15 protein-coding genes are annotated in these 15,770 nt (G+C 68.4%); 8 read left to right on the top strand and 7 right to left on the bottom strand.

Annotated elements, in window-relative coordinates:
- Positions 1-69 precede the first annotated feature (69 nt).
- Both CKW28_RS04735 and CKW28_RS04730 read left to right on the top strand, forming a co-directional pair.
- The gene (locus CKW28_RS04735) at positions 70-435 is read left to right on the top strand and encodes a hypothetical protein (RefSeq protein WP_003925885.1); all 366 of its coding nucleotides are present in this window, start codon (positions 70-72) and stop codon (positions 433-435) included.
- A gap of 4 nt (positions 436-439) precedes the next feature.
- Positions 440-1,063, top strand: a complete 624-nt coding sequence (locus CKW28_RS04730; RefSeq protein ID WP_003925884.1) for a Dabb family protein — start codon at positions 440-442, stop codon at positions 1,061-1,063.
- A gap of 4 nt (positions 1,064-1,067) precedes the next feature.
- On the opposite strand, the gene CKW28_RS04725 is transcribed toward CKW28_RS04730, so the two are convergent.
- Positions 1,068-1,955 (bottom strand): SDR family NAD(P)-dependent oxidoreductase, encoded by an 888-nt coding sequence (locus CKW28_RS04725; protein WP_040547050.1) that lies wholly within the window; start codon positions 1,953-1,955, stop codon positions 1,068-1,070.
- Positions 1,952-3,877 carry a flavin-containing monooxygenase gene (locus CKW28_RS04720; RefSeq protein ID WP_003925881.1) on the bottom strand — a complete coding sequence of 642 codons (1,926 nt, stop codon included), beginning with the start codon at positions 3,875-3,877 and terminating at the stop codon, positions 1,952-1,954. Before CKW28_RS04720 ends, CKW28_RS04725 begins: the two co-directional genes overlap by 4 nt.
- A 116-nt stretch (positions 3,878-3,993) precedes the next feature.
- Here CKW28_RS04720 and CKW28_RS04715 point away from each other — a divergent pair, with 116 nt between their 5' ends.
- The 5 genes from CKW28_RS04715 (at position 3,994) to CKW28_RS04695 (ending at position 9,323) form a co-directional block, all read left to right on the top strand.
- Positions 3,994-5,571, top strand: a complete 1,578-nt coding sequence (locus CKW28_RS04715) for an acyl-CoA synthetase (protein WP_003925880.1) — start codon at positions 3,994-3,996, stop codon at positions 5,569-5,571.
- A gap of 250 nt (positions 5,572-5,821) precedes the next feature.
- Entirely contained in the window at positions 5,822-6,313 is a 492-nt protein-coding gene (locus tag CKW28_RS04710; RefSeq protein ID WP_003925879.1) for a nuclear transport factor 2 family protein, read from the top strand.
- Between the two features lie 3 nt (positions 6,314-6,316).
- Positions 6,317-7,168 (top strand): SDR family NAD(P)-dependent oxidoreductase, encoded by an 852-nt coding sequence (locus CKW28_RS04705; RefSeq protein WP_003925878.1) that lies wholly within the window; start codon positions 6,317-6,319, stop codon positions 7,166-7,168.
- The gene (locus tag CKW28_RS04700; RefSeq protein ID WP_003925877.1) at positions 7,168-8,124 is read left to right on the top strand and encodes an alpha/beta hydrolase; all 957 of its coding nucleotides are present in this window, start codon (positions 7,168-7,170) and stop codon (positions 8,122-8,124) included. Before CKW28_RS04705 ends, CKW28_RS04700 begins: the two co-directional genes overlap by 1 nt.
- Before the next feature lie 125 nt (positions 8,125-8,249).
- Positions 8,250-9,323 (top strand): hypothetical protein, encoded by a 1,074-nt coding sequence (locus tag CKW28_RS04695; RefSeq protein WP_003925876.1) that lies wholly within the window; start codon positions 8,250-8,252, stop codon positions 9,321-9,323.
- A 153-nt stretch (positions 9,324-9,476) separates the two neighbouring features.
- On the opposite strand, the gene CKW28_RS04690 is transcribed toward CKW28_RS04695, so the two are convergent.
- From CKW28_RS04690 to CKW28_RS04675, 4 genes are read right to left on the bottom strand one after another with little or no spacing between them, the layout of a single operon-like run.
- The gene (locus tag CKW28_RS04690) at positions 9,477-11,069 is read right to left on the bottom strand and encodes an FAD-binding protein (protein WP_040547048.1); all 1,593 of its coding nucleotides are present in this window, start codon (positions 11,067-11,069) and stop codon (positions 9,477-9,479) included.
- Positions 11,069-11,869: an SDR family NAD(P)-dependent oxidoreductase gene (locus CKW28_RS04685; protein ID WP_003925874.1), complete on the bottom strand. Its 801-nt coding sequence runs from the start codon at positions 11,867-11,869 to the stop codon at positions 11,069-11,071. Before CKW28_RS04685 ends, CKW28_RS04690 begins: the two co-directional genes overlap by 1 nt.
- Entirely contained in the window at positions 11,853-12,152 is a 300-nt protein-coding gene (locus CKW28_RS04680) for a hypothetical protein (RefSeq protein ID WP_003925873.1), read from the bottom strand. Before CKW28_RS04680 ends, CKW28_RS04685 begins: the two co-directional genes overlap by 17 nt.
- Positions 12,149-13,309, bottom strand: coding sequence for a 3-ketosteroid-9-alpha-monooxygenase, oxygenase component (locus CKW28_RS04675; protein ID WP_003925872.1), 1,161 nt, complete (start codon positions 13,307-13,309; stop codon positions 12,149-12,151). The genes CKW28_RS04680 and CKW28_RS04675 overlap by 4 nt, the downstream gene beginning before the upstream one ends.
- A 112-nt stretch (positions 13,310-13,421) precedes the next feature.
- Between CKW28_RS04675 and CKW28_RS04670 the strand changes: the two genes are divergently transcribed.
- Positions 13,422-15,134 carry a 3-ketosteroid-delta-1-dehydrogenase gene (locus tag CKW28_RS04670; protein ID WP_003925871.1) on the top strand — a complete coding sequence of 571 codons (1,713 nt, stop codon included), beginning with the start codon at positions 13,422-13,424 and terminating at the stop codon, positions 15,132-15,134.
- 12 nt (positions 15,135-15,146) lie between these two features.
- Here the strand turns inward: CKW28_RS04670 and CKW28_RS04665 are convergent, their stop codons facing one another.
- Positions 15,147-15,746: a PadR family transcriptional regulator gene (locus CKW28_RS04665; RefSeq protein ID WP_050812036.1), complete on the bottom strand. Its 600-nt coding sequence runs from the start codon at positions 15,744-15,746 to the stop codon at positions 15,147-15,149.
- Positions 15,747-15,770 lie beyond the last annotated feature (24 nt).

The raw sequence follows: 15,770 nt of genomic DNA, 5'->3' as shown, positions 1-15,770 counted from the left end.
GCCGTCGCCGCCTCCCGGTGGCCGGGAGAGCGCGCCGAACCCGGTACCGGGCGCCCCTAGTCTCGGCGTATGACCGACGCCGAAGCGCGGAATCCCGTCTACGTCATCGACCGGGTGGTCACCAAACCGGGGCGGGCCCGGATGTTCGTGGACCGGTATCTGGCCGAGTATGCTCCCGGCGCCCGGCAGCGGGGTATGACGCTGAGCCATGTCCTGGTGAGCCCACCGATCTGGTTCGACGATCGGCCCAACACCGTCACCATCACCTGGACCCTGCCGGGGCCGTCGGAATGGTGGCAGATGACCTGGCAGGGACGGCCGGACCCGACACTGGGCCGATGGTGGTCGGAGATCGGGGAATTGATCACCGAGAGGTCCCGGTCGGTGGCCGCCGAGGCGGCCGACGTCGACGCGCTGTGTGCGGTGGTGGAGTGAGCCGATGTACGGTGTGACCCGCCTGCTCGACGTCGTGCCCGAACATCGCGACCGGGTGGTGACGGCGCTGCGTCAGGCTGCGACCGCCTCCGGCGCGCGTCGGTGGGTCGTCGAACGGACCGATCCCCGATCCCGCAACGGTGGGGACATACTGCTGCATCTGCGGTTCCCCGATGCGGACCGATGGTCAGGGCACGCACCACGATTCGACGAGCTGTTGGCCGACACCGCGATCACCCGGGTCAACGGCGCCTGCTATCAGGGCACACCGGTGAGCACCGGGCAGCCCGGAACGGTCTACCGCACGTTGTTGCTCCGGGTGGCGCCCGGCACCGACGCCGAAACGGTGGCTCGATTCGAATCCGAGCTTGCGGCGATGCCCCGATATGTGCGCAGCATCCGGGCCTGGCAGCTGAGCCGGGTGACCGAAGCGGTGGGCGCGACACCCTGGACGCACGTGTTCGAACAGGAGTTCACCGACGTCGCCGGGTTGATGGGCCCCTATCTCATGCATCCGATCCACTGGGCTGTGGTGGACCGCTGGTTCGATCCGGAGACCACCGAGGTCATCGTGCGGGACCGGGTCTGCCACAGCTTCTGTGTCAGCCCCGCTCCGGTGCTGTCCTGATCCCTCACATCCCGCCCGGCAGGATGTTCGGGTTGGCCGTCGCCGGCGGCTCGAGCGGCGGAAGCACCTCGCGACCGTCCAGGGTGTGCACCGGAATCCGTTGTGACCACGGGTAATGCAGACTGAACGCGACCAGTCCGGTGCGTTCCGCCGCCGGCCGGTGGCACATCGCGAGCACTGTCTCGGCGAGGTACTCGACCGGTTCGGTGGGGAACGTGTCGGGAATGAGGCTCGCCGCCCCCGGGGTGCGCACCGCACTGCTCGGCCCCACGGCGTTCACCGCGATGTTGGAGTCCAGCAGTTCGGCGGCCACGCCCTGGGTGAACCGGTGCAGCGCCGCTTTCAACGAGGCGTAGATGACGTCGCCGGACGTCTTGTTGTAGTCACGGTACGGCCGGATCGGCGGCAGACCCGTCACCGAGCCGATGTTGACGATCCAGCCGGCCCCCTGGGCCCGCATGTGCGGGATGGCCGCCTGGGTCAGCACGAACGGCGTGCGCAGGTAGTGCTCGACGGTCCGGTCGAAGGTTTCCAGTGACATCTTCTCGACCATCGAATAGTCGGCGAAACCGGCGTTGTTGACCAGGATGTCGATGCGGCCGGTGTGCTGTACCACCTGGTCGATCAGATCGGCCCGCTGCCGCGGGTCCTCGAGATCTGCGACGATGCCGAAGGCCTTGCCGCCCGCCGCCTCGATCAGTTCGATGGTCTCGCCGATGGTGCCGGGAAGCACCGTGGACTGCCCGGCCCTGGTCGACGGCGATGGGGTCTGGGATCTCGCGGTGACCGCCACCGTCGCCCCCTCGGCCGCCAACCGCTGGGCGATGGCGCGCCCGATCCCCCGGCTGCTGCCGGTCACCAACGCCGTCCTGCCGTGGAGTAAGTCGTTCATCGCAGAATGAAATCGTCCTCGATCGGGGCCCGATGGCTCTGCCACATGTCGATCAGACGGAACGGGAACGCCGTCACGATGCGGCCGCTGCCGGACCGGTAATAGGTGTGTGCGGTGGGGGTGTGGCACCAGACGGTGTCGGCCATCGCCTCGTCCACCCGCCGGACATAGTCGGTGAACGCCTCCGGCTTCACCTCGATGGTCCGCGCCCCGCGCAGCGCCATCAACTGCAGGCACTCCATCACGTAGTGCACCATGATCTCGACTCCGAAGTTGTGCCCGGCCCCGTGACCGGGGCTGTAGTTGGGCGCGGAGGAGACGAACATGTTCGGGAATCCGGGGACCGTCCCGCCGCGGTAGGCGCTGGGGCTGTCGCCCCACACCTCGGCCAGCCGGACACCGTCGCGGCCCCGGATGTCCACGGTGGACAGGAAATCCAGGTAATAGCCGGTGGCGTAGATGATCACGTCGAGATCGATCTGCCGCCCCTCCTGGGTGACGATGCCGCGCTCATTGATCCGGGCCGGTTCGGCGGCTTCGAGATTTACGTGCGGTCGGGTCAACGCGGCGTAGTAGCCACCCGGATCACGGATGATCCGCTTGCCGTACGGCGCGAAGTCAGGGGTGACCTTCGCCGCCAACTCGCTGCCGGCGCCGAAGGTCCGGTCGATGTAATCGAGGCAGAGCTGCAGCAGCGCGTCATTGGCCTTCGAGATCGACAGCGGATGCTCGGCGGCCCATTGCGGATCGCGCAGGATGACCGGGTAGTTGTTGTCCGCGGTACCCCAGAAGGATTTCAACCGGTTCCAGTTGGCGTAGAACGGGATGTGGTTGTTGAGCCAGCGCCGGTGTTCGGGCACGTCGTCGCTCAACCGTTTCCGCGGGGCGACCCAGTGCGGTTGCCGTTGGAAGACCGTCAGGTGCGCGACCTGATCGACACAGGCGTCGACGATCTGCACCGCGGTGCAACCGGCGCCGATCACGGCGACCCGCTTGCCCGTCAGATCCAGTTCCGGATCCCATTGGGCGGAGTGCACACTGACCCCGGTGAACGTGTGCCGGCCCTCGACCTCCGGCCAGCGTGGGCGGTTGAGGTAACCGGCCGCCGGGATCACCACGTTGGCGTAGCTGACCTGTTTCGTGCCGTCCGGGCCGACGGTGTGGACCTGCCACTGGTCGCGGTCGTCGTCCCACCGCAGCGCCGTCACCTCGGTTCCGAACCGGATGTGTTCGCGCAGCCCGTGTTTGTCGGCCACCGACAGCAGGTACTGCTGGTACTCGGCGCCGTTCGGGTAGTAGCTGGACCAATCGGGGTTGATGTCGCGTGACAACGAGTAGTAGGCCGACGGCGTGTCCACCCCGATGCCCGGGTACACCGTGGTGCACCAGGTGCCGCCCACGTCGTCGTTGCGGTCGATGATCTGATAGTCGATTCCGGCGTCGGCCAGTTCCAGCGCCGCCGCCATACCCGCCATTCCGGCGCCGATGACGGTCACGCTGAAATCCGCCGGCAGGCGGGCCGTCCGAGGCAGCACCGGCTGCGAGGGGTGGAATCCGCCCTGCTCCAGCAGCAGGCCGACATAGTCGGTGTCGACGGGGGTGCCCAGCGCCAACGGCGCGATCCGGACGAACAGCTGCGGGTCGTCGGGCGGCAACCGATGATCCGGCCGGTCTCCGCCCATGGCCGCAACCACCGCCTCCACCAGGGCGTCGAGCGTGGCGGCGTCGGTGACGCCGACATGTTCCGGTGGGTCCGGAACATGCTCTATGCGCGGTCCGAACCGGTCGACGACACCGGGATCTCCGGTGAGCTGAGCGAGCACCGCCACCAGCACCCCGGCGTCCGCGTGACGTAGGTACATCCGTAATTCCTCGGCGTGTGAAGCGGTTTCGGCCGAGAGCACGGTCGGGTCGGTCGGCATCGAACCTCCTTGTCGTGCCCGAGTATGGGCGCCGCCGGCGCCCCCGTCAGCAGCGGTTTCTACTGAGCGGGACGGCGGCTGCATGCCGGCCGGCCCCGGACCTAACGTTCCGGGACATGGATGACCTGCATGCGGTGGTCGCGTCGGCGCGTGGCCACGCACTCGGTGACATTCCACGACGGTCGGCCCGTCGGCATCCGGACAAGGTCGCGATCATCGACGGCGACGTGACGTGGACGTTCGCAGAGTTCGAACACTGGGTGGACCGCGCGGCGGCGGCGCTGAGCGATCACGGCTTCGCCCCCGGCGACCGCGTGGCGGTGCTGTCCCGCAACTGCCGGCAGTTCGCGGTGCTGGCGTTCGCCACCGCGCGGGCCGGGGTGGTGCTGGTGCCGATCAACTTCATGCTGACCGCCGAGGAGATCTCGTACATCCTCGGCCACTGCGGGGCACGGGGTTTCCTCGTCGAGGCCGATCTGGTGCCCACGGCGGAGGCCGCGATGCGCCTGGGCGGATCGGTCACCACCACCGCTGCTCTGGTGCTGCCCGGTCAGGCCCTGCCGCCCGGGTGGACGGATTTCGACCGCTGGCTGCAGACCACGTCGCCCGCGCCGCACCCGTATGTGGCGGACGACCAGATGATCCGGCTCATGTACACCAGCGGCACCGAGTCGCGGCCGAAGGGGGCGATGCATTCCAGCCGCAGCCTGATGGGCAACTACGTCAGCACGATCATCGCCGGATCGATGGAGAGCGGCGATGTCGAGATCCACTCGCTGCCGCTCTATCACTGCGCACAGCTGGACAACTTCCTGATCACCGACGTCTATCTCGGCGCCACCAGCATCATCCTGCCGCGTCCGGATCCCGAGCTGGTGCTGCGGACCATCGAGCGTCACCGGGTCACGAACTACTTCGCACCGCCGACGGTGTGGATATCGCTGCTGCGCTCCCCGGTGTTCGACACCGTGGATCTGTCCAGCCTGCGCAAGGGCTATTACGGCGCGTCCGCGATGCCGGCGGAGATCCTGGCCGAGATCCGCGACCGGCTGCCCGGATTGCGGTTGTGGAACTTCTACGGCCAGACCGAGATGGCGCCGTTGGCGACGGCGTTGGGTCCGGACGAGCAGGATGCGCACGCCGGGGCGGCCGGCCGGCCGGTGACCAATGTCGAGACGGTGATCCTCGACGACGACGGTGCGGTGCTGCCCGCGGGAACCGTCGGGGAGATCGCCCACCGCAGCCCACATCTGATGCTCGGTTACTACGACGATCCCGCCAAGACGGCCGAGGCGTTCCGCGGCGGCTGGTTCCACTCCGGGGACCTCGGCTATTTCGACGAGCACGGGATGTTGCACGTCGTGGACCGCAAGAAGGACATGATCAACACCGGCGGGGAGAACGTCGCCAGCCGCGAGGTCGAGGAGGTCATCTACCGCCACCCCGCGGTGGAGGAGGTGGCCGTGTTCGGTCTGCCTCATCCCACCTGGGTCGAAGCGGTGGTGGCCGCGGTGGTGACCCGGAACGGTATGACGCTCGGCGAGGAGGAGCTCCTGGGCCACTGCCGGGAGCATCTCGCGGGGTTCAAGACCCCGAAACAGGTGTTCTTCGTCGACTCGCTGCCCAAGAATCCCAGCGGCAAGCTGCTCAAACGGGTGCTGCGGGAACGGTACTCGGAGAAGGCGCCGCATTGATGCAGATCGGCACGGATGGCGCGGAACGGAACGTCCGCACGTCCCCGTGCCGGTCGGTTCGCCCTGGGGCCGCACCGCAGAACCAACGCCGCGAGCCGGTGACGCGGCGTCGGGAAAGCAGGATCCCGCGCTCACCGGCGCAGCGTCCTTCATCGGCCGGCGCGTCACGGCCGGCACCTCGGTCAACTCGTGTTCCGCTGACCGGGCCGAGCTGTGTCGAAGCGCACAGCGGCGGGGTTGACTGCCTGCCATGAGCAACGAGATCACGCTGTCGGAGGTCCAGGAGTTCATCGCCGAGTTCTGGTACCACTACGACCAGGGCCACTTCGCCGAGCTCGGCGCCCGCCTCGGTGACGAGATGGAGTACCTGAGCCGATCCGATTCGGGTAACTGCCCGTTCGAGCATCTGCTCGCCGCCGAGCTGCACGGCAAGGACGAAACCCTGGCCTGGCTGACCCAGCACCGCAACGAGAACCCGTACCCGCTGCGCCACCACGCCACGAACATCTTCCGCACCGGCGTCGACGGAGACGTCACGAAGGCGCGCTTCTACCTCTACGTCAACCAGGTCACCAACAACGTCCCGTTCGATGTCTCCAGTGGTGTCGTCGACGTCGGTATCCGCCGGTCCGGCGACGGCCTGGTGTTCACGAAGATGACGGTGGTGCTCGACGCCGAGGACTCCATCCCGTTCGCCGAGCACGCCGCCAACACCACCGCGGCCGCACCGGCGGGTTCGTGACGCGTGGACGCGCATGAGGTCTTCGGCGGGGGCGTCGCCGTCATCACCGGCGCCGGGCACGGCGTCGGTGCGGGGCTGGCCCGGTATGCCGCGTCCCTGGGGATGACGGTGGTGCTCGCCGACGTCGACGCCGCGGCGATCGCGGCCCTGCGCGGGGAGCTGCCGGGCTCGGTGGGTCAGGTGTGCGATGTGCGCGATCCCGACGCGCTCGAAATGCTCGCCGCGCGCGTCTATTCCGAGGTGGGGCCGGTACGGCTGCTGGTCAACAACGCCGGCATCGAGCAGTTCGGGTACCTGTGGGACACGCCGGTCCCCAACTGGGACCGGCTCGTCTCGGTCAATGTCAGCGGGGTGTTCTACGGGATCCGGGCGTTCCTGCCCCGCATGATCGACGCCGGCGCCCCGGCGTGGGTGTGGAACCTGTCCTCCATCGGCGGGGTGGCCGCGGTTCCGTTGCAGGCCCCCTACATCATGAGCAAGCACGCGGTGCTGGCACTGACCGAATGCCTACGGCTCGAGGTGGAACTGGCCGGACACGCCGACCGGATCACCGTGCAGGCGGTGCTGCCGGGCGCGGTGAAGTCCAACATCTTCGAGGCGGCGGGCGGTGTCGACGACGGTGATGTCGCCGCCGCCGAGGCGCAGCGGGCCGCGATGCTCGACATCAAGGCCGCCGCGATGGATCCGGTCGAGGCGGCGCGGGTGGTCTTCGAACAGGCCGCCGCCGGCGAGTTCTACCTGCTCACTCAGCCCGAGTACGTCGGCGGGGCGATGGCGGAACGGGCGGCCGTGTTGACGGAGCGCCGTGCTCCGGTCCTGCGCACCGAACAGCGATTCGATCCGGCACGGCACTGATGAATCACCCGGTTCCCCCGCTCGATCCCGACGCGGCGGCCCGCATCGCCTCCCTCGGCCCACCCGCACCGATGCGCCGACGTGGCCTCCAGGCGGTGCGCGACGCGATCGAATCCGCCCCACTGCCGACCGATATGCCGGCCATGGCGAGCATCGTCGACCGGGCGGTGCCCGGACCCGGCGGTGACATCCCGGTGCGCATCCACCGCCCCGAACGGGGCTGCGGTGACCCGGCGCCGGCGGTGCTGTACTTCCACGGCGGCGGTCTGGTCATGGGCAGCAACCACTCATTCGAACCGCTGGCCCGGGGTTTGGCCGCCGCCAGCGGGGCCGTCGTGGTCGCCGTCGACTACCGGTTGGCGCCGGAGCATCCTCCGCCGGCGCAGTTCGACGACGCGTGGGCGACGACCCGCTGGGTGGCCGCCCACGCCGACGAACTGGGGCTGGACACCAGCCGGCTCGCCGTCGCCGGCGACAGCGCCGGTGGGGCACTGGCCGCCGCGGTGGCGTTGGCGGCCCGCGACCGGGGCGGACCAGAACTGCTCGCGCAGCTGTTGATGTACCCGGGACTGGACCGGGACCTGGCTGCCCCGTCCATCGTCGCCATGCCCGAAGCCCCGATGTTGAGCCGGGACGACATCGTGTATCTGCACGAGCTCGCCGACCTGGGCGCCGGCACCCCCCATGACCCGTACCGGGTGCCGGCCTACGCCACCGATCTCGGAGGCCTTCCGCAGACGATCATCGTGACCGGCGCCTGTGACCCCATCCGGGACTGGGGGGAAAGGTATGCCGGGCGGCTGCGGGATGCCGGGGTGCAGACCACGGTGACCCGCTACCCGGGGATGTACCACGGCTTTCTGATGCGCTACGAGTCCACCGCCCGCGGCCGGCTGGCCCTGGCCGAGATCGGCGCCCTCCTCCGCGCGAAATTCGCCAATCCACTTCCGTTTTGACAATTTCTCAAACCGTCCCGGTGGCCGGAAACCCCCGGTCCGGGGGATACCGACCCGACTGACAATCGACGGTACACACCATCTGGCGTGCATCGACGCCGCAACCCGACGAAGGAGTGACAGGCATGCTCACCGAAGAGCGGCGTATGGAGTTGTCCGACATTCTCCGGCCGGTGGCACCGCCCCGCGAGATCGACAACGTCTACACCGATGACCAACGTGAACGGTTGCTCGACGTGGTTCGCCGGGAAGGCCCGTGGCGACTGATCATCGCCCAGCACTTCGCCTCGCCCGAAGAACTGATGGCCACCATGAGTGGACAGTTCCCGGAGGGCTTCGAGCCCAGCCTGGATCTCTTCCTCACCCCGACCTTCCGCGGGCACCTGGCCAACTACGGCACCGTGCTGTATCCGGAACTGCACGACTGCTTCTACAACGAGCGGTTCCTGAACGAGGCGAAGTCGTACTGGGGAGCCGAGTACGCCAAACCCCAGATGATGCTGTTCAACATCAACGGCCCGTGCTGCAACCGCGACCCCGGTCATCTCGACTCCCCGAGTTTCCGTGGTATCCGCTACGAGAACGCCCCGACATGGCTGGTCAGCGTGATGGGCAAGTCCGGCCTGTTCACCGACTACCTGATCAAGATGGCGCAGGTCATCACCTGGTTCTCGTTGGACGAGAACAGCGGCTTCACCTATTGGCCCGACGGGCCGCTCAAAGCGCCCAAACGGGTTCTGCCGCCGGTCTACAACCGGGGCGTGGTGGTCCAGAACGAGATGATGGTGCACCGTGGCGAGGCCAACGGCCCGCTCGACCAGCAGGTGCCGAAGGGATTGTCGTTCGACACGGTGTTCGCCGGCGATCCGGAGTCGCGGGACCACTGGGTGCTCCGCAACGGAGACGAGGTGATCGCCCGCCACCACACCGACGAGTTGCGGTTCCTGGTGCACTGGTCGGCCGAGGTGTTCTCCGACTACGACGAGCTGAAGAAGAACATGGACCACTCCGACGACCTCACCATCGACAAGGCGATCGACATGATGGTCGACGACCTGGCCAAGCGGGGCACCAAGCTCGACATCCCGAGTGAGCCCCTGCACGACCCGGCCTTCATCGCCGCCCTCAACGCCGCCTACGACCTGGGCGGTCCGGCGATCTATCCGGAAGAGGCCCCGGTGAGCGCGTTCGTGCTCTGACGACGCCCACCAAGCGTGTCACACGCATTGTGGCCCCGGGAACACCCGGGGCCACAATGCTTTTCCGGGCCGGGCTTTTCCGGGCCGGGCTTTTCCGGACCGGAAGTCGCCCTGGCGGGCCGGAGGATGCCGAACCGGATCTCGGGCCGGATCTCAGCGGGTTCCGCCGGCCGCGTGGGCGCCGGCCCGCCGGCCGCTGAACACGCAGTCCGAGATCGACAGGCCGCTGACGTAACTGTTGGAGCACACGCCGACGGCGTTGCGGCCGGCGGCGTACAGGCCGGGGATCACCCCGCCGTCGCGGTGCACCACCGCACCGCTGTCCTCGTCCACCACGAGCCCGCCCAGGGTCAACCCGGGAATGGGGTAGAACAGCGAGGCGTCGGCGGAGATGTTGATCGAGTAGAACGGACCGCGCTCCAGCGGTGGACACAGGGACGGATGCTTGTGACCGGGATCCCCTGCCCCGCTGCTGATCCCGCGGTTGTACTCGTCGACGGTCTGCTGCAGACCGGCGGCGTCGATACCGTTCTTGCGGGCCAGATCCGCGATCGTGGCCGCCTTCTTGTGCCCGATGGTCAGCAGATACCACACCTGGAGCCGCTGGAAGACCTGGGTCTGATCGGTGATCTGCGTCCTGATCTTCCGCCAGGTGGCGGCGTCATAGATCGCCCACCCGGTGCCGCCGAACTCGCGCATGAGCACGTCACCGTGGGTGGCGCCGTAGAGATCCTCGTTCGCGATCCGCCGCCCGTCCGCGCCGACGGTGAGACCTTCCAGGAACGCGCTGGGTGGGGACAGGAATCGCCAGGCGGTGACGTTGCCCATCTTGTCGGTCTTACCACCGGCGTCCAGTCCGAGCCGGATCCCGGTGCCGTCGTCCCCGACCGTGCCCAACGGGGAGATCTTCAGGAACTGCGGTGCGTACTGTCGCACCCATCCACGGTTGTTGATGAATCCACCGGCGGCCAGAATCACCGCGCCGGCACGGGTTTCCGTTTCGACACTGGCCTCGGCACGCAGCCGTTCGGCGTACCGGACGGCGCCGGAGACCACACCGGGCATCCACGTCCCCAGCTTGCCGGTGGCCCTGGTGATGAGTCGATGCCTGCGGGCGTGGCGGTGCCCGGGATCCAGGACCGTGTAGCGCACCCCGGTGACCCGGCCGTCGTCAGCCTGGATCAGGGAATGCACGTGGGCGAGCGGAACGAATTCGACGCCCTTGGACAGCGCGGAATCCCGCAGCCGCTCGAACAGCACCCGCCCCGATCTCATACCCGGGGCCAGTGCCCGGTGACCGCGGGGTGCGGGGTGTGCGTGTTCGCTGTACGGGAAGGCGGTCTCGTTGCCCGAGTAGTACAGGTAGTGCTCATCGGTCGGGTAGGAAGTCTTGTAGGGGGGCACCGGACCGCCCCGGAATTCCACCCCCTGTGCCTTGAGCCATTCGATCATCGCGGGGCTCTGTTCGCAGAAGCGGGTGAGGGTCTCGGGGCTGACGGCGTCACCGACCTCACGCGCCAGATACGCGCGCATGTTCTCGACGCTGTCGGCATGCCCCCCGGCCTGCTGTTCGGCCGTTCCGGCGCCGGCGTAGACGATCCCGCCGGAGTATGCCGTCGCACCACCGCCGTGACCGCGGTCCAGCACCAGGACCCGCGCCCCCCGGTCCGCCGCCTCGATGGCCGCGGAGGCGCCCGCCGCCCCGAATCCCACGATGATGACGTCGTATTCCTGCGCTGTCGGCATCACTGCTCCCGGAGAACGGATGTGATCTGTCTGGCCACCAGCCGTGCGGTGCGCCGCGGCGCGATCCGCGCAAGGGCATGCAACACATGGGCGTCCGCGCCGATGATCACCCGGTACCGGTCTCTCGCGATACCGGCGACGATCTTCCTGCCGGCCGCCTCGGGGCTGGTGGCGTACACCCGTCGGCTGCCGGCGTCGAGCATCTCCACCCCGGAGTTCTTCGCGAGTTCGGTGGCGACGTTGCCCGGGAACACGGTCACGACACGGACGTCGGTACCGACGAGTTCGGCGTCCAGGCCTTCGCTGAACTGTTTCACCGCGGCCTTGCTGGCGCTGTAGAGCAGCTGACTGGCGAACGGCACCAGAGCCGACAGGCTCGACATGTTGGTGATGTTGGCCTCCGGACGCGCCAGCAGGATCGGCAGGAACGCCCGGCACATCCGCACGGTGCCGGTGAAGTTCACCACCGGCACCCGGTCGAGGGCCTCGGCGCCGAGGTCGGAGAACAACGCGAACCGTTGCGCGATCCCGGCGATGTTGACCAGACCGTCGACCTGCCCGTGCGCGTCGAGCACCGCAGCGGGCAGGGCCGCCACCGCATTGTCGTCGGTGACGTCCACGACGTGGGTGGTGATCCGCGCTCCGGTGGCCCGAACCAGTTCCGCCGTGCCGGCGAGCCCTTCCCGATCGATGTCGACGGCGGCGACATGTGCCCCGCGCCGGCCCAGCTCCACGGCGACCTCCCGCCCCATGCCGTTGCCGGAACCGGTGACGACGAACACCCTATCGGTGATGCGCACGGGACGGCTCCCCTTCGGTGGTCGGCGGCGCGGAGTCGTCCAGCACCGGGAGCAACCCCTGCACCACCGCCGTCTCGATGGCGGTGCGCAACGCGGGGCACAGCGGGATGGCATGTCCTTCCACCTGACTCTGGTCGAGGCACATCTCCCGCGCCGCGGCGTTCCACTGCACGCTGGTCTGTTCCCAGCTGCTCTTCCGGGCCAGCACCCGCGCCCCGCAGGTCCCGCAGGTGACCGGCCGCATCGGTGCGTCGAGCAGCCGGTTGTCCGGGCGTGCGGTCACTTGTTCACGCCCACCAGCCTGGGCAACCGGCCGGCGGCGATGTTGTCCTCGACCTCCTTCATCCACGCCTCCCGCGGCCGGGTGGTGTCGATCTCGAACTCGAATCGGTCCACCATGTCCGGTGTCACGTCCGCCACGTCGACATAGAACTGCTCGTACCACCGCCGCACCTGATAGACCGGGCCGTCTTCCTCGCAGAGCAGCGGATTGTCGATGCGCGCCTTGCGCTTCCAGATCGCCACGTCCTGTTCGAAACCCATCTTCACGAAGTCGCCCAGCGCGACGGCCATCTGCATCGCGATGTCCCGCGGTGCGGTGTCGGAGATCTCCACGGTGATCCCGTACTGCAGCACGAAGGAATTCGCGTCGATCGGGTAGTGGCAGTTGATCAGCACGGTGCGCTGATCACCGTGCTCGTAGTGATAGGTGAGGTCGTCGATCATGAACGAGGGGCCGTAGTACGACGCGACCGAGGTGGTCCCCAGGATCTTCGCCCCCTCCCCCGACCCGAGATCGGGACGGGCCTCGCTCTTGTAGTACTGGGTGGCGACGTGGCCCTCGAAGACGTTCTTGAACTCCGTCGGAAGTCCGCCGTGGATGTAGAAGAAATGCGCCATGTCCACGATGTTGTCGATGATCTCCCGACAGTTGGTGTGCACGACCGTGCTGTACCAGTGCCAGTCGGTCCAGCGGTCGGTGCCCACACCCTCGATCCGGGGGATCGTCACGTCGGGCGGCGGCGGATTGTTCTCCGGGTCGTTCCAGACGAACAGCATCCCGTCCTGCTCCAGGGTGGGCCAGGTGGCGGTACGGGCCAGTTTCGGGACCCGGCGACTGTAGGGAACCTTCTTGCAGCGGCCGTCCCCGCCCCAGCGCCAGTCATGGAACGGGCAGGCGATCTCGTTGCCCTTCACCTCGCCGTCGGACAGGTCTCCCCCCATGTGCCGGCAGTACGCGTCCAGGACGTTGATCTTGCCGTCCCCACCCCGGAAGACCACCAACTTGCCGCCGAAAGCGTTGATCGCGTGGGGTTTCCCGTCGCCGAGGTCGTCGATCAGTCCGAGACAGTGCCAGCCCCGGGCGAACCGGGTCGGCACCGCCTGCGCCTCGATCTGACGCACCTCGCCGGTGTCGCGGTCGGACTGCAACGAAGTCATACCGGCCATCCTCGTCTTGTCTGCTCGTCGTGTTGCGTGTTGTGGACAGCCCCGGTTGTAACACCGGAACGGCGCCGGGAACCCGCGGTGTTCCACTGATCGGGCAACGCCGATGACCGCCCGACGCGGCGGTGGCCAGAATCGTGCGGTGACTGTTGCCCAGAACATCGAGGTGGACCTGCTGGTGGTGGGTTCCGGGACCGGGATGGCCGCGGCCCTGGCCGCCCACGAACTCGGGTTGACCACCCTGATCGTGGAGAAGACCGCCCAGGTGGGCGGTTCGACCGCCCGGTCCGGAGGCGCCTTCTGGATGCCGGCGAATCCGGTCCTGACCGAGGCAGGCGCCGCGGACACCCTCGACGCGGCGCGCAGCTACCTGGAGGCGGTGGTCGAGGACAGCGCGCCCGCCGACCGCTGGCAGGCCTTCCTCGATCACGGCGCCGAGACGGTGCGCATGCTCCGCCGCACCACACCGATGAGATTCCAGTGGGCCAAGGGGTATTCGGACTACCATCCGGAGCGGCCCGGCGGAGCGGTTTTGGGCCGCACCTGCGAATGCCGGCCGTTCGACGCCCGCATCCTCGGCCCGGAACTGGACCGGCTGCGCCCCGGGGTGATGAAGTCCTCCCTGCCGGTGCCGGTCACCGGGGCGGACTACCGCTGGCTCAACCTGATGACGCGGATGCCGTTGAAGGCGATCCCCCGGATCGGGCTGCGCGTCGTCCAGGGCGTCGGCGGTCTGGCCCTGCGCCGCCGCTACGTGGCGGGCGGGCAGGCGCTGGCCGCCGGTCTGTTCGCCGGTGTGATCCGGGCCGGCATCCCGGTGTGGACCCACAGCCCGCTGACGCGGTTGCTGTTCGACGGCGACGACGTCGTCGGCGCCGTGATCGACCGGCACGGCGCCGAGGTGACGGTCCGGACGCGTCGCGGTGTGATCCTCGCCACCGGCGGCTTCGACCATCTGCTGGACTGGCGCCGCAAGTTTCAGCTCGAATCGCTGCCCGGGGACCTCAGCCTGGGCGCCGAGGGCAACACCGGTGACGGTATCCGGATCGCGCAGGAGGTCGGGGCCGGCACCGGGCTGATGGATCAGGCGTGGTGGTTTCCCGCCTTCGCCCCACTGCCCGGTGGGGAACCGGCGGTGATGCTCGCCGAACGGTCGCTACCGGGATGCCTGCTGGTCGACCAGACCGGCAATCGGTTCATCAACGAGGCCACCGACTACATGTCCTTCGGTCAGCAGCTTCTGCGGCGCGAGCGGAGCGGCCACCCGGTCGAGGACATGTGGATGGTCTTCGACCAGCGCTACCGTGACAGTTATCTGCTTGCCGCGGAACTATTTCCACGGATGCCGCTGCCGCGGTCCTGGTATGACGCCGGGATCGCGCACCGCAGCGACGACATCCCCGGTCTGGCCCGGGCGATCGGCGTCGACGCGTCCACGCTGGACGCCACCGTGGAACGGTTCAACCGGCTGGCCCGGGCCGGAGTCGACACCGACTTCGGCCGGGGCGACAGCGCCTACGACCGCTACTACGGCGACCCCACCGTGGCGCCCAACCCCAACCTCCGACCGCTCGACCACGGCCCGTTCTACGCGGTGCGGGTGGTGCTCAGCGACCTCGGCACCTGCGGCGGCGTCCGGGCCGACCACCATGCGCGGGTGCTTCGCGAAGACGGATCGGTGATCGGCGGTCTGTACGCGATCGGCAACACCGCGGCGAATGTGTTCGGGGCGTGTTACCCCGGCGCGGGCGCCACCATCGGCCAGGGACTGGTGTTCGGCTACATCGCGGCACGGCACGCCGCCACCCGGGCGGGCTGACCGCCCCGGCGGTCACTCCCGATCCTTCTCCGCGGCGATCCGGCGCTCCACCTCGTACCAGTACTCGCGGACCGGCCACTCCAGTCCCGACTGCTCTGCTTCGGTGAAGATCCTGTCGGCGACGTCGAGGTCCTTGATCAGCTGCAGCGCGAGATCGCGTTCGGCGGCGTAGTACCGCTCCGACCACTGCAACGCGAGCCGGGCGTACGACCACGCCGGCTGTTCGGCGGTGTGCCTCGCCTCGGTCGCGGCCTCCCGCTGCATCCGGTCGGCGTAGGCCGCGTGTTCGGCCAACACCTCTTTGAGCCGACCCGGATTCGTCAGGTGGCCGAAGACCACCCGCAGCATCGGGCTGTGTTTGAGGGTCGGGGCCTCCACCGGTTCCTCGTTGGTCCACCGGGTGACGGCGGCCAGGCCGGCGTCGGTGATCTTGTACATCCGCCGGCTCCGGGTGCTGCCCTCGATCCGCGACGTCACCAGGCCGTACTGTTCGAGTCGTTTGAGTTCGGAGTAGATCTGGCTGTACGCGGGGCTGGAGTAGAAGAACCGGATGACCCAGTCCGTCCACTTCTTGATGTCGTAGCCGGACAGCTCGTTACCGCCCGACAACATGCCCAGCAGCGCCCACCCGGTGGG

The organism is Mycolicibacterium thermoresistibile (assembly GCF_900187065.1).
GTDB classification, from domain to species: Bacteria; Actinomycetota; Actinomycetes; order Mycobacteriales; family Mycobacteriaceae; genus Mycobacterium; species Mycobacterium thermoresistibile.
The sequence above is the reverse complement of the archived record's forward strand: the minus strand, read 5'-3'. Positions and strand labels throughout refer to the sequence as shown.